This window comes from Flagellimonas marinaquae (assembly GCF_023716465.1).
Taxonomy (GTDB): domain Bacteria; phylum Bacteroidota; class Bacteroidia; order Flavobacteriales; family Flavobacteriaceae; genus Flagellimonas; species Flagellimonas alginolytica.
Genome location: NZ_CP092415.1, coordinates 2,622,163 through 2,645,908, shown reverse-complemented (window position 1 = coordinate 2,645,908; position 23,746 = coordinate 2,622,163). Strand labels below are relative to the sequence as shown.

General features: G+C 41.9%; 20 protein-coding genes and 1 other RNA gene. 15 read left to right on the top strand and 6 right to left on the bottom strand.

All coding sequences use genetic code 11. The features are described 5' to 3' along the window. Position 1 precedes the first annotated feature (1 nt). Positions 2 to 1,300, top strand: a complete 1,299-nt coding sequence (locus tag MJO53_RS11895) for an amidohydrolase family protein (protein WP_252079225.1) — start codon at positions 2 to 4, stop codon at positions 1,298 to 1,300. Between the two features lie 37 nt (positions 1,301 to 1,337). On the opposite strand, the gene MJO53_RS11890 is transcribed toward MJO53_RS11895, so the two are convergent. Continuing rightward, entirely contained in the window at positions 1,338 to 2,141 is an 804-nt protein-coding gene (locus MJO53_RS11890) for a DUF6503 family protein (RefSeq protein WP_252079224.1), read from the bottom strand. A gap of 77 nt (positions 2,142 to 2,218) precedes the next feature. Here MJO53_RS11890 and MJO53_RS11885 point away from each other — a divergent pair, with 77 nt between their 5' ends. The 14 genes from MJO53_RS11885 (at position 2,219) to MJO53_RS11820 (ending at position 20,657) form a co-directional block, all read left to right on the top strand. After that, on the top strand, positions 2,219 to 3,019 hold the full coding sequence (locus MJO53_RS11885; protein WP_252079223.1) for a TrmH family RNA methyltransferase: 801 nt from the start codon (positions 2,219 to 2,221) through the stop codon (positions 3,017 to 3,019). A 3-nt stretch (positions 3,020 to 3,022) separates the two neighbouring features. Then, positions 3,023 to 4,255, top strand: a complete 1,233-nt coding sequence (locus MJO53_RS11880) for a M48 family metallopeptidase (protein WP_252079222.1) — start codon at positions 3,023 to 3,025, stop codon at positions 4,253 to 4,255. Positions 4,256 to 4,299: 44 nt separating this feature from the next. After that, a complete protein-coding gene (locus MJO53_RS11875) occupies positions 4,300 to 6,504 on the top strand; it encodes a RelA/SpoT family protein (protein WP_224835115.1) in 2,205 nt (734 codons plus the stop codon). Positions 6,505 to 6,544: 40 nt separating this feature from the next. Continuing rightward, positions 6,545 to 7,000: a Fur family transcriptional regulator gene (locus tag MJO53_RS11870; RefSeq protein ID WP_224835116.1), complete on the top strand. Its 456-nt coding sequence runs from the start codon at positions 6,545 to 6,547 to the stop codon at positions 6,998 to 7,000. A gap of 12 nt (positions 7,001 to 7,012) precedes the next feature. After that, positions 7,013 to 8,281 (top strand): adenylosuccinate synthase, encoded by a 1,269-nt coding sequence (locus MJO53_RS11865; RefSeq protein ID WP_252079221.1) that lies wholly within the window; start codon positions 7,013 to 7,015, stop codon positions 8,279 to 8,281. 100 nt (positions 8,282 to 8,381) lie between these two features. Next, entirely contained in the window at positions 8,382 to 10,499 is a 2,118-nt protein-coding gene (locus MJO53_RS11860) for a glycoside hydrolase family 97 protein (RefSeq protein ID WP_252079220.1), read from the top strand. A gap of 71 nt (positions 10,500 to 10,570) precedes the next feature. Further along, positions 10,571 to 11,050 (top strand): Dps family protein, encoded by a 480-nt coding sequence (locus MJO53_RS11855; protein WP_252079219.1) that lies wholly within the window; start codon positions 10,571 to 10,573, stop codon positions 11,048 to 11,050. Between the two features lie 334 nt (positions 11,051 to 11,384). Next, complete coding sequence (locus MJO53_RS11850) at positions 11,385 to 13,082, top strand: OstA-like protein (RefSeq protein WP_252079218.1); 1,698 nt, start codon at positions 11,385 to 11,387, stop codon at positions 13,080 to 13,082. Beyond that, positions 13,082 to 14,278, top strand: a complete 1,197-nt coding sequence (locus tag MJO53_RS11845; RefSeq protein WP_252079217.1) for an aspartate aminotransferase family protein — start codon at positions 13,082 to 13,084, stop codon at positions 14,276 to 14,278. The genes MJO53_RS11850 and MJO53_RS11845 overlap by 1 nt, the downstream gene beginning before the upstream one ends. An 86-nt stretch (positions 14,279 to 14,364) precedes the next feature. Continuing rightward, positions 14,365 to 15,765: a tetratricopeptide repeat protein gene (locus tag MJO53_RS11840; RefSeq protein ID WP_252079216.1), complete on the top strand. Its 1,401-nt coding sequence runs from the start codon at positions 14,365 to 14,367 to the stop codon at positions 15,763 to 15,765. Between the two features lie 20 nt (positions 15,766 to 15,785). Further along, positions 15,786 to 16,703, top strand: a complete 918-nt coding sequence (locus MJO53_RS11835) for a DUF368 domain-containing protein (RefSeq protein WP_252079215.1) — start codon at positions 15,786 to 15,788, stop codon at positions 16,701 to 16,703. 19 nt (positions 16,704 to 16,722) lie between these two features. After that, a complete protein-coding gene (locus MJO53_RS11830) occupies positions 16,723 to 17,760 on the top strand; it encodes a DUF368 domain-containing protein (protein ID WP_252079214.1) in 1,038 nt (345 codons plus the stop codon). Then, positions 17,735 to 18,466 (top strand): shikimate dehydrogenase family protein, encoded by a 732-nt coding sequence (locus tag MJO53_RS11825; RefSeq protein WP_252079213.1) that lies wholly within the window; start codon positions 17,735 to 17,737, stop codon positions 18,464 to 18,466. Before MJO53_RS11830 ends, MJO53_RS11825 begins: the two co-directional genes overlap by 26 nt. A gap of 142 nt (positions 18,467 to 18,608) precedes the next feature. Next, positions 18,609 to 20,657, top strand: coding sequence for a DUF349 domain-containing protein (locus MJO53_RS11820; protein ID WP_224835126.1), 2,049 nt, complete (start codon positions 18,609 to 18,611; stop codon positions 20,655 to 20,657). Positions 20,658 to 20,703: 46 nt separating this feature from the next. Here MJO53_RS11820 and MJO53_RS11815 read toward each other — a convergent pair whose 3' ends face one another. The 5 genes from MJO53_RS11815 to MJO53_RS11795 form a co-directional block, all read right to left on the bottom strand. Further along, positions 20,704 to 21,126 carry a CBS domain-containing protein gene (locus MJO53_RS11815; RefSeq protein WP_224835127.1) on the bottom strand — a complete coding sequence of 141 codons (423 nt, stop codon included), beginning with the start codon at positions 21,124 to 21,126 and terminating at the stop codon, positions 20,704 to 20,706. Between the two features lie 77 nt (positions 21,127 to 21,203). Continuing rightward, entirely contained in the window at positions 21,204 to 22,775 is a 1,572-nt protein-coding gene (rny, locus tag MJO53_RS11810; RefSeq protein WP_252079212.1) for a ribonuclease Y, read from the bottom strand. A gap of 52 nt (positions 22,776 to 22,827) precedes the next feature. Next, positions 22,828 to 22,937, bottom strand: a non-coding RNA gene (gene ssrS / locus MJO53_RS11805) — 6S RNA. Between the two features lie 53 nt (positions 22,938 to 22,990). Then, complete coding sequence (locus MJO53_RS11800) at positions 22,991 to 23,284, bottom strand: cell division protein ZapA (RefSeq protein ID WP_224835129.1); 294 nt, start codon at positions 23,282 to 23,284, stop codon at positions 22,991 to 22,993. A 14-nt stretch (positions 23,285 to 23,298) separates the two neighbouring features. Continuing rightward, positions 23,299 to 23,589 (bottom strand): hypothetical protein, encoded by a 291-nt coding sequence (locus tag MJO53_RS11795; RefSeq protein ID WP_224835130.1) that lies wholly within the window; start codon positions 23,587 to 23,589, stop codon positions 23,299 to 23,301. Positions 23,590 to 23,746: the final 157 nt, after the last annotated feature.

Below are 23,746 nucleotides of genomic sequence, written 5' to 3'. Positions count from 1 at the left end.
CATGAAAAAAATATTTTTAATCATAGCAATTGTTTTTGGAGTGTCGCTAAACGCTCAGCAAACCCCAGCTCCTCCTCAATCCGAACAAATAGCCATAATCGGTGCTACGGCCCATATTGGCAACGGAGAGGTTATTGAAAACTGCACCATAGTTTTCAAAGATGGTAAAATCACCGCCATTGGTGCCGATCTTATGGTTCCCACGATAGGCACCATGATCAATGCCGAAGGCAAACACGTATACCCTGGCTTTATCGCTCCGTCCAAATCACTCGGACTGGTAGAGGTCGATGCCGTTAGGGCCAGTGATGATCAAGATGAAATAGGTGAAATGATTCCGCATGTACGGAGCATAATTGCCTATAATGCAGAATCTCAAGTAGTGGAAAGTATGCGTCCCAACGGTGTATTGATCGGACAAGTCACCCCTCAGGGAGGGACCATCTCCGGCACCTCAAGCATTGTTCAGTTCGATGCATGGAACTGGGAGGACGCCTCCATTAAAACAGATGATGGAATCCATTTGAACTGGCCGAACTTTTTTAGAAGAGGCCGATGGTGGATGGGCGAAGAAAGAGGGTTTATCCCCAATAAAGAGTATGGCAAGGAGATGGAGGACATAAAAATGTTCTTTCTTAACTCCATTGCTTATGGCAAAGCAGGCGGAAAAGAGAAAAACCTACCGTTTGCAGCCATGCAAGGACTATTTGATGGGTCTCAACGCCTTTACATACATGCCGATGGTGAAAAGGAGATTACAGATGCCGTTTTGTTGTCCAAGGACATGGGGGTTAAGAATGTGGTGATCATTGGCGGATACCGAGCCAATAAAATTGCCGACCTGTTAAAATCACACAACATTCCTGTGCTTGTAGGTCGTACCCACTCCCTGCCCAATTTTGATGACGACGATTACGATATCACGTACAAATTGCCAAAACTATTGCTGGATGCAGGACTGCTGGTGGGATTACAAAATGAGGACGCGGCCAATTTCCAAACCAGGAATCTTGCATTTTATGCAGGTCAAACCGTAGCGCAAGGCCTGGACAAAGAAACAGCACTTCAATTGATTACAGGCAACACAGCTAAGATCTTAGGGATCGATGACAGGTACGGGACCTTAGAGGAAGGCAAGAGCGCCACTTTGTTCATTTCCGAAGGGGATGCGTTGGACATGCGCACCAATAAACTTTCCAAAGCATATATTGATGGTAGGGACGTTTCCTTGGAAACACACCAAACTGAATTATGGAAAAGATATATGGAAAAATACGATAGGGAAAAAACAGGACAATAAACCAAATAAAAAAGGCGCTCAAATGAGCGCCTTTTTTTTAATTTAATTTTACATCCACATATTGGCCTTCATCCGGTTTGAAGTAAAATGATGCAGGCTTTACTTGCTCACTTAATGTAACTTCCTCAAAACTTACGGTACTTGCAGGCTCTAAAATAGTATCTCCCTCATGTTTATACCAGGTAATTGTCCTGGGCAATTGCAAACCGTTTACGGATTGCCAATCGTTATAATTTATCCATCTCACATTATCGGAGCTCTCCCCAGAACGATAGGTCACCGTATAGCCCAACCAGGTCATTTTATGTGTGTTCGCATCAAAATGGATAAAATACTCATCTTTAGATGAGGCACCAACTCCATTCTTATACCCGATCTTAACCCCAGGATAACTTTTGCCCCCATATTGCAAATCCTTGGTTTCCGAATACATGATACCATCATCTGCCAAAACAAAGGGCATCGCATAGAAATAGAACATTAAATTATGATAGAAGCCTACATCTCCCTTGTAGTTTTCATCGCTATCCAACAACCATGCTTGCTCTCCGTCAAAGCCCATGGTCACAACATCGGTATCGATTCGATCCATTCTTGTCCATAAATCTACTGTATGCGTTTCTGGTCGCTCTGGTTTCGGAAGAACAAAAGACAATGTACGTTGCGCTTTCCACTGCTCTAGTCCTCCATGCGCATCGAAAACCTTTGCTAGGGCCTCTGGGTAATTTGCTTCGTGTTCTGAGACCACTTGCTTTACCGGTGTTTGGATCTCTTTGGTTTTTGTGCTTTGTTTACAGGCAGATAGAGCCAGTAAAAGTAATAGGATGGTTAATTTGTTCATGGTTTACAGTTTATAATTAAGCTAGTTGGTCGAAAACCTCTTATTATAATTACAGGAATATCTATTTTTACCGATCTATGGAAGTTAAACTCATAAGCAGCACCCAAAATTCTTTGGTGAAAAGAATTATGCAGCTCAAAGAAAAATCCCGTGAACGAAAAAAGAGCGGGCTTTTTATCGTTGAAGGGCAAAGGGAAATAGCGTTGGCCCTAAAGGGCGGTTATACCATGCAGACCCTTCTTTTTTGTCCTGAAATTTTGAACAACCCTTCTATTGATACGCTCACCAAGGACGCTTGCCCGGAAATTATAGAAATATCCGAAAATGTCTACGCTAAAATTGCGCACCGTGGTACCACCGAGGGTGTAATCGCCCTGATGAGTGTAAAGGACCATGCATTGCAGAACATTACCTTTACGAACAACACACCTTTGGTTCTCGTGGCCGAAGCTCCAGAAAAACCTGGAAACATTGGCGCACTTTTACGCACGGCCGACGCCGCTGCTGTAGATGCCGTTTTAATAGCAAACCCCAAATCCGACCTATATGGTCCGAACATAATCCGATCCAGTGTTGGTTGCCTTTTTACCAATCAAATTGGCATGGGTACAACGGACCAGATCATTTCTTTTTTACAGACCAACCAAATCAAAATTTATTGTGCCGCATTGACCGCTTCCAAAAATTATGTGGATTGTGATTTTACAGGAGCCTCTGCCCTAGTTATGGGTACGGAGGCCACTGGACTCACCGATACATGGCTCCAAAATTCCGACCAAAACATAATTATTCCGATGCAAGGGGAAATAGACTCCATGAATGTTTCGGTATCCGCTGCAATACTTATATTTGAAGCGAAGCGCCAGCGCGGATTTTAAGCTATGGAAAAAAATACACTCTTTTATGCGATCCTTGCGATTCTAGTAACCCAATATCTGGCACACCAGTTCCTGGAATATCTGAATGCCAAGCGTTTCCAGTCCACATTACCTCCCGAACTGGCCGATGTCTTTGACGAAACCGAGTATCGAAAATCACAACAATATAAACGGGCCAACTACAAATTTGGTCTTATCTCCGATGGCTTTTCCCTTGTACTGACCGTATATTTTTTAGTCCTTGGTGGATTTGAATGGGTAGATCGATTGACCCGTTCCATTACCGAAGATACCATTCCCATGGCATTGCTGTTTTTTGGAATTATAATGTTCGGTAGCGCACTTTTGGGACTCCCTTTTTCGTATTACAAAACTTTTGTGATCGAAGGGGAATATGGCTTTAACAAAACCACTAAATCCACTTTTTTGTCAGATAAAATAAAAGGGACTCTGCTCACTTTGGTTCTGGGAGGAGGTATGCTGGCATTATTTATACTTTTCTACATATCTACAGGCCGAAATTTTTGGATCTTTATGTGGGTAGCTGTCGGGGTCTTTATTTTGTTCATTAATCTGTTCTACAGCCGGTTGATCGTACCACTGTTCAACAAACAGACCCCACTTGAAGAGGGCAGTCTAAAAAAATCCATTGAGGATTATGCAAAAAAGGTGGGTTTTGAGCTTCAAAATATATTTGTAATAGATGGCTCCAAACGTTCCACAAAAGCAAATGCCTATTTTTCGGGATTTGGAAAAGAAAAGCGCATTACCCTGTTCGACACCTTGATCAACGATTTGAACGAGGATGAAATAGTGGCAGTCCTGGCCCATGAGGTTGGCCATTACAAACGAAAACATATTATTGCAAATCTTTTTGCATCGTTATTCACTACAGGTGTTACGCTTTTTATCCTATCGTTGTTCATCAACCATCCAGAAATATCCTTGGCCATTGGCGTATCCACACCAAGTTTTCATGCCGCTTTGGTCGGGTTTGCCTTATTATATAGCCCTATTTCCGAAATAACCGGGTTGATCATGAACTATTTATCGAGGAGATTCGAATTCCAAGCAGATAATTTTGCAAAACGTACATTTGCCGCATCCCCATTGATCTCATCTTTAAAAAAGTTGTCCAAAAAAAGTCTGAGCAACCTCACCCCACATCCGGCCTACGTTTTTGTCCACTACTCACATCCACCTTTAATTGAACGTATCCGAAACCTAAAGGCATAGATTTTGTTGTTTAAAATTTAAGATTGTAGTAAATTTAATATACTATGACAGAGGCTGCGATTGAAAAAGAAAACAAGCAAATTGCGAAGCAGTACAAAGAATTACTTCGCATTAGCTACCAAACACTGACGGACGAGGACAAGAAATTGATTCGATCTGCATTCGATGTGGCCGTAGATGCCCATAAGGATCAACGACGAAAATCCGGTGAGGCCTATATTTTTCACCCTATTGCCGTTGCCAAAATTGTAGCTTCGGAAATTGGTCTGGATGCTGTTTCCATCGCCTCTGCCCTACTGCACGATGTTGTAGAGGACACGGCCTATACACTGGACGATATTGAGCGTATGTTCGGCGAGACAGTGGCGCGGATCGTGGACGGGCTCACCAAGATCGCCCACTTAAAAAAAGATAAGGACATAAGTCAACAAGCAGAGAACTTTAGAAAAATGCTGTTGACGCTTCATGACGATGTCCGTGTAATCATTATCAAAATCGCGGACCGGTACCACAACATGCTCACCATGGATTCCATGCCGGAACACAAACAGGTAAAGATTGCTTCCGAAACACTATATATTTATGCGCCCCTGGCGCACAGAATTGGGCTTTACAATATTAAAACCCATCTTGAGGACCTCTCTTTAAAGTATACAGAGCCAGAGGTTTACAACGATATCCAAGCAAAAATAGAGGACACCGAAGAGGAAAGCTTGGCCTATATCGAAGACTTTGCCAATGTTATCCGGACATCGCTGGACAAAGAAGGTCTTAATTACTACATCAAAGGTAGAATGAAATCCATTTTCTCCATCCGTAAAAAGATGAAGACTCAAAATGTAACTTTTGATGAAGTCTACGATAAGTTCGCAATTCGGATCATCTACAAATCCGATCGCAAGAACGAAAAATTCCTGGCTTGGAAAATCTACTCCATAGTTACCGATCACTTTACCCCAAACCCGATTCGACTTAGGGATTGGATCACCTCTCCCAAATCCACAGGGTACGAAGCTCTGCATATAACGGTAATGGGGCCAAAAGGAAAATGGGTAGAAGTTCAGATTCGTAGTGAGCGTATGCACGAAATTGCAGAAAAAGGCTATGCTGCGCACTTTAAGTACAAACACGGCAACCAAAAGGAACAAGGCATAGAAGAATGGCTAAACAAACTACAGGAAGCACTTGAAAATGCCAATGGCAATGCTGTCGACTTTGTCGAGGAATTTAAACTGAACCTTTATGCCAAGGAAATTTTTGTTTTTACACCCAAAGGAGATTTAAAATCGATGCCCAAAGGTGCCACCGCCCTTGACTTTGCGTTTAACATCCATACCGAAGTAGGATTAAAGACCCGTGGAGCCCGTGTAAACGGAAAGCTGGTCCCGTTGGGCACAAAACTCAGGAGCGGTGATCAAGTGGAGATCATTACCTCGGAAAGTGCCAAACCTACTCAAAGTTGGTTGGATTATGCGCAAACAGCAAGAGCTCGCTCCAAAATTAAATCGTCGTTGAGCGAAGAGAAAAAAGAGGTCGCGGCAGAAGGAAAGGAAATATTGCGACGAAAGTTAAAGGCCCAAAAAATAAACCTGAACGAGGACACCGTCAACAAATTGGTGACCTTTTTCAAGCTAAAAACAAGCTTGGACCTTTTCTATCGTGTCGGTATCGGTGTTATCGACAACGAAAAGCTCAAGGATTTTTCATCATCCTACCATAATGCATTTATCAATTTCTTCAAAAACAAAATCCGAAGAACCCCTACACCAAAAGATGTAGATAAAAACGAGATCACCACCAAATACGACCTACTAGTATTCGGCAAGGAAGAGGAAAGGCTCAACTATAAACTCTCGCAATGCTGCAATCCAATTCCCGGAGATGAGGTGTTTGGATTTGTAAGTGTTAACGATGGCATTAAAGTACACAAAAAGAATTGCCCGAACGCCATATCGCTACAATCCAATTATGCCTACAGAATTATAAGTGCCAAGTGGATAGATTCTTCCCAAGAAGAGTTTTCTGTGGATATTCAAATAACCGGTATCGACAACATGGGATTGGTACAGGATATTACCAAGATCATATCGGAAAACATGCATGTAAACATGCGAAACCTCAACTTTAGTGCGGACGGAGGCACCTTTAAAGGAAAGATAACGCTCGTGGTCAAAAACAATAATATCCTTAAACGACTGATGAACCGTTTAAAGCAAGTTGAAGGAATAGATAAAGTAACAAGAATTTAATTTTTAACTGTACCTTTGTGCATTAGCTATGCAGAAAGCCATGGGAAACAACAAAAATCAGGAAATTGTAAAAAATGTGTTCACCTCGTTCCTAGAGGAGAAAGGACACCGCAAAACTCCTGAGCGCTACGCCATTTTACAGGAAATTTATGAAAGCGACGACCATTTTGACGTAGAATCCCTTTACATCAAAATGAAGACAAAAAACTATAGGGTAAGCCGGGCCACATTGTACAACACCATAGAACTTTTGTTGGAGAGCAAACTGGTTCGCAAGCACCAATTCGGCAAAAACCAGGCACAATACGAAAAGTCTTATTTTGATCGTCAGCACGATCATGTTATCCTAACCGATACAGGAGAGGTAGTGGAGTTCTGTGACCCACGTATCCAATCCATCAAAAAAACCATTGAGGAGGTTTTTGACATTAAAATCAATAATCACTCCTTATATTTCTACGGAACTCGAAACAAAGAAGAAAACCTAACCGAATAACCCACATATTACATGGTAGATTTATTGCTTGGACTCCAATGGGGAGACGAAGGAAAAGGAAAAATTGTTGATGTACTTACCAAGGAATACGATATTATAGCCCGTTTTCAAGGAGGGCCCAATGCAGGCCACACCTTGGAGTTTGATGGTATTAAGCACGTTTTGCATACGATTCCCTCTGGGATTTTTCATAAAAATGCGATCAATATAGTGGGGAACGGAGTCGTCATAGACCCCGTTATCTTTAAAAAAGAACTGGACAATCTCGAAAAATTCAATATCGATATCGAGTCCAAACTGTTCATTTCTCGAAAAGCACACCTGATTCTTCCAACCCATCGTTTGTTGGATGCCGCTTCCGAAGCATCCAAAGGAAAAGCAAAAATCGGTTCCACTTTAAAGGGTATTGGTCCTACCTACATGGACAAAACAGGCCGTAATGGAATGCGTGTTGGCGATTTGGAGTTCGATGATTGGAAAACAAAATACCGTGCCCTTGCCGACAAGCACGAGGCCATGATCGATTTTTACGATGTAGATATCCAGTATAATCTGGAAGAATTGGAGGCAGAATTCTGTGAAGGTGTTGAAACATTGAAAAAATTGACCTTTATAGATAGCGAGGAATACATTTTCAAAGCGCAGGCCGAAGGCAAAAAGATTTTGGCCGAAGGTGCTCAAGGCTCCCTCTTGGACATCGATTTTGGAACCTACCCTTTTGTAACATCCTCGAATACTACCGCCGCCGGAGCGTGCACAGGATTAGGTGTTGCCCCAAACAACATTAAGCGTGTTTTGGGAATTTTTAAAGCCTACACCACCCGTGTGGGAAGCGGCCCGTTCCCTACTGAACTTTTTGATGAGGACGGTGCCAAAATGGCCAAAATAGGCAACGAATTCGGCGCAACAACAGGAAGACCACGTCGTTGTGGATGGTTAGATCTGGTAGCCCTAAAATATGCTGTTCAAATTAATGGTGTAACAGAACTAATGATGATGAAAGCAGACGTTCTTAGTGGCTTTGAATCCATTAAAGTATGTACGGCCTACTCCTATAAAGGAGAGCAAATACAGCATTTGCCCTACAACATAGAGAAAGAGTACGTTACTCCTGTGTACACGGAATTGAAAGGATGGTCCCAGGACCTTACCAAATTGTCCAAGGCAGAGGATATACCTAATACCCTGAACGAATATATCGGGTTCTTGGAAGAGCAGTTGAACGTACCCATTAAAATAGTATCCGTAGGTCCGGACAGGCTTCAAACTATTCATAGGTAAGACTCGGTTTTTTGTTCATTTTTGAGTAATTTAATAGTCCGGTTGTTCCATCACGGACATCATACTCCTACTCAAATGCAATTGACTAAATATCATTACCATGAACAAAATATTGACCCTGCTATTAGTACTGGCAAGTCTTGTTTCCTGCCAAAAGAAAGAGCCAAAATCACTTTCCGTTGCATCTCCAAAAGGAACCAACTCCATAGAGTTTTTTCTATCGGAGAACGGCAATCCATTGTATGTGGTGAATCATAACAACAAAACTGTTATCGATTCCTCTTTGATTGGTTTTGATTTCAAAAATCAAAAATCCTTGAACGGAAATCTGGGCATTATCAATTCAACCACAACCACGGTAGATGAGACTTGGGAAATGCCCTGGGGGGAGCAAAAAGAGGTTGTGAACCAATACAACGAACTCAAAGTTGAGCTCGAAGAGACCCAAGCCCCAAACCGTAAATTCAACATCTATTTTAGGGCTTATGATGATGGTGTAGGTTTCCGGTATGAGTTTTTACCACAACAAGGCGTGGACAGCGTGGCAATAATGGACGAAAACACCCAATTTCAGCTCACAGAGGACTATACGGCATGGTGGATTCCAGGGGATTGGGATATCTACGAACACCGTTATAACACCTCTCTGGTTTCTGAGATAGATGCCATTTCCAAAAGAAACCACCCTGACCTTGCACAGACCTATATTCCAGAAAATGCGGTAAATACACCAGTAACCCTGCGAAACAAAGATGGACTGCACCTGAGTTTCCACGAAGCCAACCTGACCAATTATGCCGGCATGACCTTAAAAGTGGACAATACATCTTTACTATTGACCAGTGAGCTGGTAGGTTCCGATCGACTCGGCCACAAAGTAAAAAGGGCGCTTCCCTTTAAAACACCTTGGCGAACAGTTCAAATTGCGGACAAGGCCACGGAACTTATCGAATCCAAATTGATCGTTAATCTCAACGAACCCAATAAATTGGGCAGTGTAGATTGGTTCGAACCAAAAAAATACGTCGGTATCTGGTGGGAGATGCACCTGGGCAAATCCACCTGGGACTATGCAGGCTCGCAAGACATGAACACATTTACGGAAGATGCCAAACCTACCGGGAAACATGGCGCAACAACCGAAAATACAAAACGCTACATCGACTTTGCTGCAAAAAACAACATTAAAGGTATATTGGTGGAAGGCTGGAATACAGGATGGGAGCATTGGATAGGTTTTGAAGACCGCGAAGGGGTCTTCGATTTTGTAACGCCCTACCCCGATTATGATCTGGAGGGACTTAACAAATACGCCAAAGAAAATGGAGTGGAATTGATAATGCACCACGAAACTTCGGCAGCGCCCCGAACCTATGAGCAGCAGTTGGACACTGCCTATCAGTTAATGAACCAATTGGGCATACATTCCGTAAAAACCGGCTATGTAGGGAAAATAATTCCAAAAGGCGAGTACCACCACGGACAATGGATGGTTAATCATTATAGAAAAGTATTGGAAACAGCGGCCAAATACAACATAGCCATAAATGCCCACGAACCTATAAAAGCAACAGGAATACGAAGAACATACCCAAATGCCATTTCCAGGGAAGGATTAAGAGGCCAAGAATTTAATGCCTGGTCTGCCGATGGTGGCAACCCTGCAGAACATTTGCCCATTGTTGCTTTTACACGAATGTTGGCAGGACCTATAGATTTTACACCCGGTGTTTTTGATATTGAACTCCCTACAAAAGAAAATAACAGGGTCAGCACCACCATTGCCCAACAGTTGGCTCTTTATGTGGTAATCTACAGTCCCGTGCAAATGGCATGCGATCTGCCCGAAAATTATGAAAATCAACCAGCGTTCCAATTTATTAGGGACGTCGGGGTAGATTGGGACCGAACAGAAGTGCTAAATGGAGAAGTTGGTGACTACGTTACCATTGCACGCAAAGAACATGGAACCGGAAATTGGTTTGTTGGCGGTATTACGGATGAAAACGCTAGGGAACTAACTGTTGATTTTGATTTTTTGGACGAGACCAGTAGTTACAAAGCCATTATTTATAAGGATGCCGAAAGTGCAAATTTTAGGACCGACCCTACTGCAATCGACATAGAGAATATAGAAGTAAATAAAAATTCAATCCTCAACATAAAACTTGCCGAAGGGGGAGGCTTTGCCATTAGTTTACTAAAAGAAAACGAGTAGCCTATGTGACTTAAATCACAGATGATACTTGGCAAAATCCGTAACTTTGTACCAAATAAAAATAAGAAGTTATGACAGATAAATTAAATCAAATAGGACTGGACAACAGAGCTTCCAAAGAGCTATCCGACAAGCTGAACGAACTGTTGGCAAACTATCAGATATTTTACATGAACGCACGTGGTTTCCATTGGAACATCAAGGGCGAAAAATTCTTTGAACTACATGCAAAATTCGAAGATCTGTACAACGACTCTTTGGAGAAAATCGATGAAATAGCCGAAAGAATCTTGACCTTAGGGTTTACACCCCTGCACAATTATGAAGATTATTCGGGAATCTCCAAGATAAAGGCCTCCAAAAATGTATCCGGTGGAAAAGACGCCGTTCAGGCCATATTGGATGGATACAAAGTATTGCTTCCATTGGAAAGAGAACTTTTGGAAATGGCCGGTGAATCCAACGACGAAGGCACAGGGGCATTGATGAGCGATTACATTAGAGAACAGGAGAAATTGGTTTGGATGTACTCCGCATTTTTAAACAAATAGACCCCAGCTCACAGAATTGCCGTTGGGCCCTTTGTTCCCAACGGATATCTGGCTTTGGCACTCAAAGACCATTTTAGGATCATTCAGGATTTTGGCACATAAGCTTAAAGTATTGCTGAAATCTTGGATGATTTTATTTTTCAGAAGTATTTAAGTTGTTTCATGGTCTATATTAGCCTCCTTCGGATTTTCCTTAACACCTTCTTTTATGCCATGGTTCAAATCTTCAGACCAACAAGATGTGACGTTCAGCTTGTGGTGAATTGCCAAAGCTTTCTAAACGATTTGTGCCACTTCAGCTAAAAATCCTACTTTTGACCAAAATTAAACGCATTTGAAAAGTATTTTATTTTTCATTTTATCGCTTCTGACTTTTGGTGTTTTCGCACAACAAAACCAACCCAAGGAAGGAAGACAAATAAACATTGTTTACGGGGCCAACTTTACCAAAGATGAGGCCCAGTTTCCAGGTGCATCGATTTTTAGCAAGGATGATGAGCGACAAGTACAGTTTGAACACCAAGGTTCCGACCTTTGGTGTGATATTGCCATATTTTATGCGGAAGAGAATCGATTAAAAGCCATTGGAAATATTCGATTGCAACAAGGGGATTCCATAGAAATGAACAGTGGCAAAATGGATTATGATGGCAACACCAAACTGGCCAAAGCTTGGGAGAAAGTAGACCTTACCAATGGCCAAATGACGTTGACCACGGATACCCTTTATTTTGATAGGGAAAAACAGAAAGCATACTACAATGCCGGAGGCAAGGTTATAGATTCCGCCAATGTGCTCACGAGCATAATCGGCACGTATTTTATGACACCCAAAAAATACCAGTTCCAGCGCAAGGTGCACATAGACAATCCGGATTACATTATCGATTCGGAGCAACTGGACTACTACACCACCTCCAAAAATGCCTATATGTATGGGCCTTCCACCATTACGGGAGAGGAATATAAAATCTATTGTGAGCGCGGTTTCTACGACACCAAAATTGAACAGGGCTACGGCATAAAGAACACCCGAATCGATTACGACAACAAGATCATCGAGGGGGACAGCATTTATTTTGATAAGGCTACCGAATTTGCCTCGGCCACCAACAATATCAAGATCACGGACACTATCAACAATGGGGTGATCAAAGCACACTATGCCGAAGTGCACAAAGCAAAGGATTCCGTTTTTGCCACCAAAAGGGCAGTTTCCATCAATCTGGTACAAAAAGATTCACTTTACATGCATGGCGACACCTTAATGGTAACCGGCAAAGAGGAAGAGCGCATCATCAGGGCATTCAGAAATGCCAAGTTTTACAAAACCGATTTGAGCGGTAAGTCGGATTCCATCCATTTTGATGAAAGAACAGGAATTACCGAACTGATCACCGACCCCATTTTATGGAATGTGGACAACCAGATTACCGGAGATAGCATCCATTTGATATCCGACATGGAGACCGATAAACTGGATTCCCTAAAGGTGATCGAAAACGCTTTCATTATTTCGCTGGATACTATAAGTGGAACGGGTTACAATCAGGCCAAAGGAAAAAATCTGTACGGCAAGTTCATAGAAAACGAACTTAAAATAATCGACCTGGTCCAAAATACCGAGGTAATCTATTATGTCTACAACGACGATGAAGAGCTGATTGGAATAGACAAGACGATTTGCAGTAAAATTAGGCTCCTAATGGCCGATAACGATATCGAGGACATCACCTTCTTTGTAAATCCAGATGGGGATATATTCCCCGAGACCGATTTGCCAGTAGAGAGCCGTAAACTAAAAGGCTTTGTTTGGCGTGGCGATGAACGAATCATGTCCAAAGAGGAAATTTTTGATGAGGACGATAACAATATCGAATTGGTAAAGATCCGGGGCATAGAAAATCCCATTGATATCGATGCCGAAGAAAACGAAAGGCAAAACAACGAGAACGACCCCATTACCGCCCCCAACACCAAGGCGGTAAAACCCAAACAGCCCACGCTAAAAAAGAAAGCGCAAACCCCATAATGTCTAAAAAAGATTTCTTTACATACCAAGCCCAAACCACACCGCATCCATTGGCCTTGGAAGTTTCGCATGCCAAAGGGAGCTATGTTTACGATACCGATGGCAATGCCCATTTGGATTTTGTAGCAGGCGTATCGGCCTGTAGTTTGGGGCATTGCCACCCCAAAGTGGTTGGTGCCATAAAGGCACAACTGGACGAATACATGCATGTTATGGTGTACGGCGAATATGTACAAAAACCAGCCGTGGAATTCTCCAAGCTGCTCTCTTCCCTCCTTCCAAGTAATTTGAACACCACTTATCTGGTCAACTCGGGTACAGAAGCTATGGAAGGAGCCCTAAAATTGGCACGCAGGCACACCGGTCGTTCAGAAATAATTGCGGCCAAAAATGCCTATCACGGGAATACCATGGGCAGTTTAAGCCTAATGGGGCTCGAAGAACGAAAAAGTCCGTTCCGACCTTTGATTCCGGATATAAGGTTTGTTCATTTTAACAATGAAGAAGATCTAAGCAAAATTACAGAAAAAACTGCCGCAGTGGCATTGGAGACCATTCAAGGAGGAGCAGGATTTATAGTACCGAAAAATGATTATTTAGAAAAAGTAAGGGCCCGCTGTAATAAGGTTGGGGCATTACTTATATTGGACGAAATACAGCCCGGGTTTGGTCGAACCGGTAAATTGTTCGCTTTTGAGCATTACAATTGTACTCCGGACATCTTGGTCATCGGCAAAGGAATGGCATCGGGTCTTCCCGTTGGCGCCTTTGTAGCCTCCAAACAGATCATGGCAGACCTTAAAGACAATCCAAAGTTGGGGCATATTACCACTTTTGGGGGCAATCCAGTAATTGCCGCCGCCAGTTTGGCCACCTTAAAAGAAATTACCGAAACGGACCTTATCCATCAAACATTGGCCAAAGAAAAACTGTTCCGTAAATTATTAAAGCACCCTTTGATCAAAGAAATTCGGGGGAAGGGCCTTATGCTCGCCCCCATTATGCAAAACAAGGATGTTACCGATTATCTAATTCTTGAAGCGGCCAAAAAAGGTTTGATACTCTTCTGGCTATTATTTGAGCCAAAAGCTGTGAGAATATCGCCTCCGCTCACCATTTCCATGAAAGAAATCGAAGAAGGTTGCGACCATATTATCAGTATTTTAAATAGCTACCGACCCAATACTGTTAACTAATTTGTTGATAACATACCCCAAAATCGGACTTGAACAGAACCACAAAAGGTTAATTTTAAGTCCATAGTTCAACCAAAAACGTTCCTATGGCGTTAGAATCTAACGAATATCCAGACAAATCCATACACAAATTTGAGTCCATGCTCAAGACGGATGACGTCTATTTCTTTGATGCGGAGGACTTTGAGGAAATTATTCATCATTACTTAAACAATGGCAAGATTGCTTTGGGAAAGAAGGCCATCCAAATCGGGCTGGAACAGCATCCCAATTCCATGGAACTTAAACTTTTAAGAGTGGAAGTATTGGCCTTTGAGGATAAGTTCGAGGCCGCTGAAACCCTTCTGGACGAAATCCAGACCATTAATGTGGCCAACGAGGAAATTTACATCCAACGGGCCAATATCAGGTCCAAGCAAGACAAGCACCAAGAGGCTGTAAACCTCTTGCTTGAAGCACTGCACATTACGGAGCACTCCTTCGATATACATTCCCTATTGGGAATGGAGTATCTATTTATGGATAATTACGAGCAGGCTAAACTTAGCTTTATGCGCTGTGTAGAAATAGACGACCAAGATTACTCGTCCCTGTACAATGTTGTGTATTGTTTTGAATTCTTAGAAGATTTTGATGGTTGTATTTATTATTTGAACGATTATTTGGATCGCAATCCCTATTGTGAAGTCGCCTGGCACCAACTCGGAAAAATGTACTTGGCCAAAAATTTATACTTGGAAGCCCTTACCGCTTTTGACTTTGCCGTTATCTCGGACGATTCCTTCATTGGCGCATATTTTGAAAAAGGCAAAGTGTTGGAAAAGTTGGGCAGGTACAACGAAGCGATCGAAAATTACGAGTCCACCATTTCCATGGATGACCCAACCTCGTATGCGTTTTTACGCTTGGGAAAATGCCATGAAAAATTGGGCAATTTTGATTTGGCCAAATATTACTATTATCACACCGTACACGAAGACCCTTTATTGGACAAGGGATGGTTGGCCATTACCGATTTCCATTTTGGCCAAAAAAACTACGTAAAGGCACTGCACTACATAAACAAAGCAATAAATATAGATGGTGAAAATCCAAAGTACTGGAAAAAGGCCGCCAAGATTTATTTCGCCATGAATAATTTTGACGAAGCCGATTTTGCCTACAAACAAGCTGTAGAACTGGGAAATTATGAGTTACTTACTTGGAAAAACTGGGCAGAGGTGCTCAGTAAAATCGGGGATTACAACTCGGCCATCCAAGTACTGATCCAAGGTTTGGAATTTTACCCGGACAACTCAGAGCTAACTTATAAGTTAGCGGGACTTCATTTAAAAAACAACGACTTGGGCGAAGCAAAAATCATCTTATCCAAGGCTATGAAAATTGATATTGGTAAATTGCGGCAGTTTGAGAAGGAATTCCCAGAATTCATTGAAGTAGATTGGGTGAAAGCATTGGTTTCCAAAATAAAGAAGACAACCAAGTAGCCCGTATATTAATCAATAATATGCAAGCACGTCGTATACTGGACTACGTATTTATAATGCTTAAAGGAATGGCCATGGGTGCCGCAGATGTGGTCCCGGGAGTTTCCGGAGGAACCATTGCCTTTATTTCCGGGATTTATGAAGAACTCATCACTTCCATAAACAATATAAACCTTTCTCTTGTACCCTTGTTCCGTAAAGATGGGGCAAAGGCAGTCTGGAACAAAATCAACGGAAATTTTCTCGCGTCACTTTTTCTTGGGATCTTTATTAGTGTACTCTCTTTAGCAAAATTCCTAAGCTGGCTCTTGGAGAACGAACCGATCTTGCTCTGGTCGTTTTTCTTTGGCCTGGTGGTCGCATCCATTTTTATGGTGGCCAAAGAAATTACCAAATGGAACCTGGGATCCATACTCGTTTTTATTGCTGGTTCGGTATTAGCCTATTTTATCACAGAATTGCCCGTAAACAACAATGTGGAGAGCCTCCCATTTCTTTTCCTATCTGGGGCATTGGCCATTTGCGCCATGATTTTGCCCGGGATTTCCGGAGCCTTTATTCTAGTGCTCTTGGGCTCCTACAAGACCATTTTGGACGCAGTCCACGAAAGGGACATCAAAATAATACTAACCGTGGGCGTTGGGGCAATTTTTGGGCTTTTGAGCTTTGCACGCTTGCTCAAATGGATGTTCAACCACTACAAAAACATAACACTGGCCTTATTGACCGGTTTTATTTTGGGCTCCCTAAATAAAATTTGGCCCTGGAAAAAAGTATTGGAGACCAAAACCTTTGGAGAAAAGATCATTGTTGTAGATGATGTAAATGTGCTTCCGGGAACTTTTGAAGGTGACAATAAATTAATGCTTGCCATTATTCTGGCCGTACTAGGTTTTTCGCTTATTTTTATCTTAGAAAGATCAGCTTCTAAAAAGTAAGTAAAAACGGATGGGGCAAATGCATCAACCTAGAACATTTCTGGATAACTTTTTCTTGGTCGTAAAAGGTCTCTGCATGGGTGCTGCCAACAAGGTCCCAGGGGTTTCTGGAGGCATTGTCGCTTTTGTCGCCGGTTTTTATGAGGAATTTATCTATTCCCTTCAAAAACTAAATTCAAAAGCGCTCAAACTTTTCTTTAATGGAAGGTTCAAAAGCTTTTTCCAATATACCAATGCAAGGTTTTTAGGTTTACTGATATTCGGAATGCTGGTCAGTTATTTTAGTGTTTCCAGAGTTTTGGATTACCTCTTGGACCACAACGAACTCTTTGTTTGGGCCACATTTTTTGGAATGGTAATCGGTTCCATTTACTATATAGGTAAAGATTTTGCCCCATGGAACAAACGGACCATAATAGCCGGAACCATAGGTTTGGTCATCGGGTTGTCCATCAGTTTTTTAAGTCCGGCAAAAGAGAACGATAATTTGGCATTTATCTTTATCTGCGGAATTATAAGTGTTTCCGGAATGACCCTGCCCGGGCTATCCGGTTCTTTTATCTTAATATTATTGGGCAATTATGTGCTGCTTTTGGTCGATTCCGTGAATGCACTCTATGATACTTTTGCGGAGGTTTTCTCGGGAGATTTTAGCTTTGTAAAAAATCCAGAACGTATAAAGATCTTAAAGATCTTAGGTGTTTTCACCCTGGGCTCAGCCGCGGGTTTGGTAACTTTTTCGCATTTGCTCAGTTATGTCCTCAAACATTTTAAGGCCACCACGACTGCTGTATTGCTCGGCTTTATAACCGGCTCTTTGGGCGTGCTTTGGCCATGGAAAAGAACCATTTTTAAATTGAACGGAACAGGCACGCCCTTACTGGACTCCAATGGAGATAAAATAATTTTGAACTACGAACGCTTTTTACCACGGATAGGCTCTCCGGAAACATGGTGGGCCATACTTTTTATAATATTGGGTGTTTTGGTATTATTACTACTGGATTGGTATGGCAAAAACAGAGAGAAAAATGAAAAGATTCGGGCTGCTAGGTAAAAATATATCCTATTCTTTTTCTGAAGGATATTTTGCAAAAAAATTCGAAGAACTAGGGCTTTTAGACCATAGTTACGAAAACTTTGACCTCCAGGACATTGATGAGTTCAGTAGCGTATTGGCCCAAGATCACCTTACAGGTCTAAATGTTACCATTCCTTATAAACAAGCTGTTATCCCATTTTTGGATGAATTGGACCCAAAAGCCGAAAAAATAGGTGCCGTGAACACTATTCAATTTTCCCCCAGCGGACTAAAAGGTTTCAATACGGACGCCTATGGCTTTCAAAAATCGCTCGAGCCTTATCTTAGACCGCACCATAAAAATGCATTGATCTTGGGAACAGGTGGCGCATCCAAAGCTATACGCTTTGTTTTGAACGAGCTTGGTATTGCCAACACTTTTGTGTCCCGGCACAAAAAGCAAAATCAATATACTTACGAGGAGCTAAATGAACAGGTTATAAAAGATAATCAGCTTATAATCAATTGTACACCGCTGGGCACTTACCCCGATATCGAAGACAAACCAAAACTGCCCTATAAGCACATCGGGGCCGGACATTTGCTGTACGACCTTATCTATAATCCGGAGAAAACAGCTTTTTTATCCAAGGGAGAATCGCAAGGGGCCACCATTTGCAATGGATTAAAAATGTTGGAAGGGCAAGCTGAAAAAGCTTGGGAAATCTGGAACAATGCCTAAGAAACATTCATCAATATACAGTTCACTGCCAACCACAGATTCCTGAAATTCACTAAAAGAAGAATCAATACTTTTGGGATTAGACGATTAAGTTGTTAAATTGGCTATAATTTTCATCAATCAACAGCTAAATACGCTACTAATGCAGGAAAACGATGGTAAACTTCAGCATGCTGAAGGTGGAATAGAGGAAACGTCCGAAAACAACAAAGGTCAATTGGAAGAAAGCGCACAAGCCGAACCAAAAACGACCGGGGAAGTTACATCTGAAAGTGAAGCCAAGGAACAACCGGATAACGAATCCCAACAGGCCACCGAAGATGACAAAACGGACGATTCCAATGAACATTTAGATGAAATCGATGAATCCAATGCGGAGGATGCCGAAGATACGGAAAACGAAAAGCGGCACACCATTCCCATGTTGGACTACCACTCCATGTCCATGGAAAATTTGGTGGGCGAATTACAACGCTTGGTAAAAAATGAAAAAGTACAGGCCATCCACAAGCATGTAAGTTCCATTAAATATGAATTTGATCAAAAGTTTCAGGAGTTTCTGGATGAAAAGAAAGAAGAGTTCATAGCCAAGGGTGGCAACGAAATTGATTTTAGGTACAACTCTGTTGCCAAAAGGCAATTCAACGAAGTATATTCCGACTACCGGGAAAAACGCGATCAATACTATAAAAATTTAGACCAATCCCTGAAGGACAACCTTAACAAGCGTTTGAACATCATTGAGGAACTAAAGGGATTAATAGATATCGAAGAAGATATCAATACGACCTACAATAACTTTAAAGACCTACAAAACCGCTGGAAAAATGCAGGGCCGGTGCCACGTGCCAACTACAACGATGTTTGGCGAACGTATCACCACCATATGGAGATCTTTTACGATTTTTTGCACCTCAACCGTGAGCTACGTGATCTTGACTTTAAACACAATCTTGAGGAAAAACAAAAATTGGTAGAACGCGCCGAAGCTTTGGTCGCCGAACCGGATTTGAACAAAGCGTTCAGGGAATTGCAGACACTTCACAAAATCTGGAAAGAAGATGTTGGCCCGGTGGCCAAAGAGCATAGGGAGGAAATTTGGGAAAAGTTCAGCAACGCCACCAAAGCCATGCACCAACGTAGGCAGGAACATTTCCAAGAACTGGAGAAAGTCTATGAAAAAAACCTAGAAAAAAAGCACGAAATAATCGCTTCCATTGCTCAAATAGCTGAGAATGTAGCGAACAACCATCGAGGAATCCAACAACAGATCAAAGAGGTGGAGGCCTTACGCGACGCGTTCTTTAAAGCTGGCAGGGTCCCTCAAAAGGTGAACGAAGAAACTTGGAGCTATTTTAAGGAAACCGTTCGCAAATTCAATAGGAACAAAAATGCTTTTTACAAGAACCAGAAAAAAGAGCAGCAAGTAAATCTGGAAAAGAAAAAAGAATTGTTGGATTTGGCGATTTCTTTAAAAGATAGTGATGATTGGGCGGAGGTTACCCCGCAAATGAAACGTATCCAGCGCGATTGGAAGAAAATAGGCCATGTGCCCAGAAAGTATTCCGATAAAATCTGGAAAGAGTTTAAGGATGCCTGTAATCATTACTTTGATCGTTTACACGCCGAAAAGAATGATGAACACAATGCGGAATTCGAGAACTTTAAAAAGAAGAGCGCATGTTTGGACCGCCTTAAGGCATTCCAGTTAAGTGGTGATAAAAAGAAGGATTTAGAAGATCTAAAGGCATTTTTGACCGAATGGAAACAATATGGCCGAATTCCATACAACAAGAAACACATCAACAGCAAGTTCAATAAAATAATCGATGCCCTCTTCAAGAAATTGGGCATTGGCAAACAAGAATCCGAATTACTTAAATATGGGAACAAGGTTCAAGAACTTGCAAAAACTGAAGATAACCATGCCATTGGCAACGAGCGTGTTTTTGTGAAACGTAAAATAGACGAAGTCAAATCGGAAATACGACAATTGGAGAACAATCTTCAATTTTTCTCTGGTGATTCTGAGGACAACCCCTTGGTGAAGGAGGTCGTTCAAAAATTGAACAAACAAAAAGATGCACTCCAGACTTGGAAGGAAAAAATGAAGAATCTTAATATCCTGGAACACAAACTCAACAAAGAATCCGAAGCGGAGGAAGAATCCGATGGCGGTGAGGAAGAGTAAGGGATTGACCCTTACTCAATTCCATCCACAAAACTTTTGATCACTTTTAATCCAATCCCCTTAAAAAGTACTGGATCAAGTCGGTGGTCGTCACAATTCCTTTTAGTTTATCGCCCTCCACTACGGGCAATGCATGGAATTCCCTATTTGCCAATATCTGTGCGACTTCCTTAATGGTCGCATTGGGGTCTACGCTCACCAAATTGCTTACCATTACCTGAGGAATAGTAAACATATTGTACACAATGGTATCCACCACTTCCTCATGTTCATCAATGGCGTCGGCAAAACTGATCCGCATTAAGTCGGTAAGGCTCAGCATGCCCTTTATATTTTCACCATCCACAACAGGAATATGTCTTATGTTATGTTTTTTAAAAAGTCGTTCAGCGGTCACCAAATCATCTTTGGTGCTCAATGTGACCAGGTTCTTGGTCATTATTTGAGAAACGGGCACACCAATTTTCATCTTTTCAATTGTTTTAATTATATGTAATCAAGTTACCCCAATACGAGGTTGAAAAGTATGATAATTGTCAGTTAATCTTATTTGGCAACGTTTACCGATCTGGTTTCCCTGATCACGGTTACCTTAACTTGACCCGGATAGGTCATATCGGTCTGTATTTTTTGTGAGATTTCGAAAGATAGCTCGGCGGCTTTATCGTCGTTCACTTTCTCACTTTCCACGATTACACGAAGTTCCCTACCAGCTTGTATGGCATATGCTTTTTGCACCCCATGAAAGCCGAAGGCGATATCTTCCAAATCCTTTAGTCGCTGTATGTACGAGTCCAAAACCTGTCTCCTTGCACCTGGTCGGGCACCACTGATCGCATCACAAACTTGAACAATGGGAGATATTAAAGTAGTCATTTCAACTTCGTCGTGGTGAGCTCCGATAGCGTTGCATACTTCCTCTTTTTCACCATATTTCTGTGCCCATTGCATACCTAAGATCGCGTGAGGGGTCTCCACCTCCACTTCGGCCATTGGTACTTTACCTATATCGTGCAAAAGTCCGGCCCTTTTCGCCAATTTAGGGTTTAGGCCAAGTTCGGCGGCCATTACCCCACAGAGCTTGGCAACTTCTCTGGAGTGCTGTAACAAGTTTTGACCGTACGAAGATCTATACTTCATACGTCCTACCGCTTTGATCAGTTCTGGATGAAGGCCATGGATACCCAAATCTATTACGGTACGTTTCCCTATTTCAGCAATCTCTTCATTAATTTGCTTTTCGGTTTTTTTCACAACCTCTTCTATACGTGCTGGGTGAATTCGTCCATCTGTCACCAATCTGTGCAGGGACAAACGGGCCACTTCCCTTCTAACGGAATCAAAACAGGATAAAATAATTGCTTCTGGAGTATCGTCCACAATAATTTCCACTCCGGTCGCCGATTCCAAAGCACGAATATTTCGTCCTTCCCTACCGATTATGCGTCCTTTTACATCGTCGGACTCCAAATTAAACACGGACACACAATTTTCTACTGCTTCCTCCGTACCGATTCGTTGAATAGTGTTTACTACAATCTTTCGAGCCTCCTGCTGTGCGGTCAGTTTGGCCTCTTCCATAGTATTTTGAAGATAGGCCATGGCATCGCTCTTCGCGGTTTCCTTTAATGACTCCAATAACTGGGCCTTAGCATCTTCTGCAGATAGCCCGGATATCACTTCCAACTGTTGTACTTGGCTCTTGTGTAGTTTTTCGACTTCGGCCTGCTTTTTATCAAGAATTTCACTCTTGTGGGATACTTCTTGTATTTTGCCCTGAAGTTGGTCGTTCAACTTTTTATTTTTGGCCAACTCACTGCTCACTTGGGACTCTTTGTCCCTAGTTCTCTTTTCGGCCTCGGCAATTTTCTTGTCCTTATTGATTATAACTTTTTCATGTTCGGCCTTCAGTTCCAAAAATTTTTCCTTTGCCTGGAAAATTTTGTCCTTTTTTATGCCCTCTCCTTCTTTCTTTGCTTCTTTTATGATATCGGCAGCTTCCTTTTTTGCCCCTGCAATGGTCTTGGACGCTTTGCCTTTCTCCATTATCTTTGCAATTGAAAAGCCAATGGCAAGCCCTACAACAGCTGCGACAGCAATTACTACGATATTATCCATGTTTGTTTGTGTTTAGTTAAAAAAAAAGCCCACATAGGCTGAAGTTTTGTACAAACTCCAAATTACAGGTTTAGGGCTAACAGACTGATCAAGGATCCCTATGCAAGTAGGGCCTGCTTTTACAATCTAAACTCACCCTTTTGAATTATAATAGTGTTGAGTTTGTCAAAAAATATTACCTATGTGGGCAGTAACATTATTTTATTTAAAAGAACTTATTCTCCCAGTTTGGAATGTACCAGTTCATCCAATGCCCTGAGCCTTTGCATGGCTGCTTCCGCATTTTCAGAACGATCTATCCCACTCTGCTCAATTTTGGATGCAAATTGTAGGGCACACATGGCCAATACATCTTGCTTGTCCCGAACTGCATAATTTTGCTCAAACTTTTTGGCCAGGTTTTCAATGTTCTTGGCCGCCTTCCGCAATCCTTCTTCTTGCTTGGGGTCTATGGTCAATGGATATACCCTATCGGCAATGGAAAGCTTTATTTTGAGCTTCTCGTTCATATTTCTGTAACTAATCAATCCGCTAGTTTGGCTATGCAAACATCAAGTTCGCGAATCAATGTATTTATCTTGAGCTTAGCTTCTGTTTTACTCGTATTACTACCCAGCATCGTGTTTGCCATTTTAAGGGAATCGTACTTCTCCTCCCATTGGTTCAGAGCGTCGTCCTTGAGTTTGTTTTCATCCTTTAGATGTTCCAATTCAAGCTTTAAATTAGCGTTCAATTGGTGCAACAGCTCCATTTTGTGCAGCAGTTTGCTCACCTTGTTCTCCAAAGAATCCACAATCTCAACAAGTTCGCTCATATATGCAAACAACAATACGTATTACACAAAGTTAACCAACCTAGGACAACCTCGCAATACTTTTTACATTTATTCTTGTTCCGTTTACCAAAGCTTTAGAGCTGTTGCGTTAAATCTTTTCTTAAAACAAAACATTGGTTACTTTCGTAATAGAATT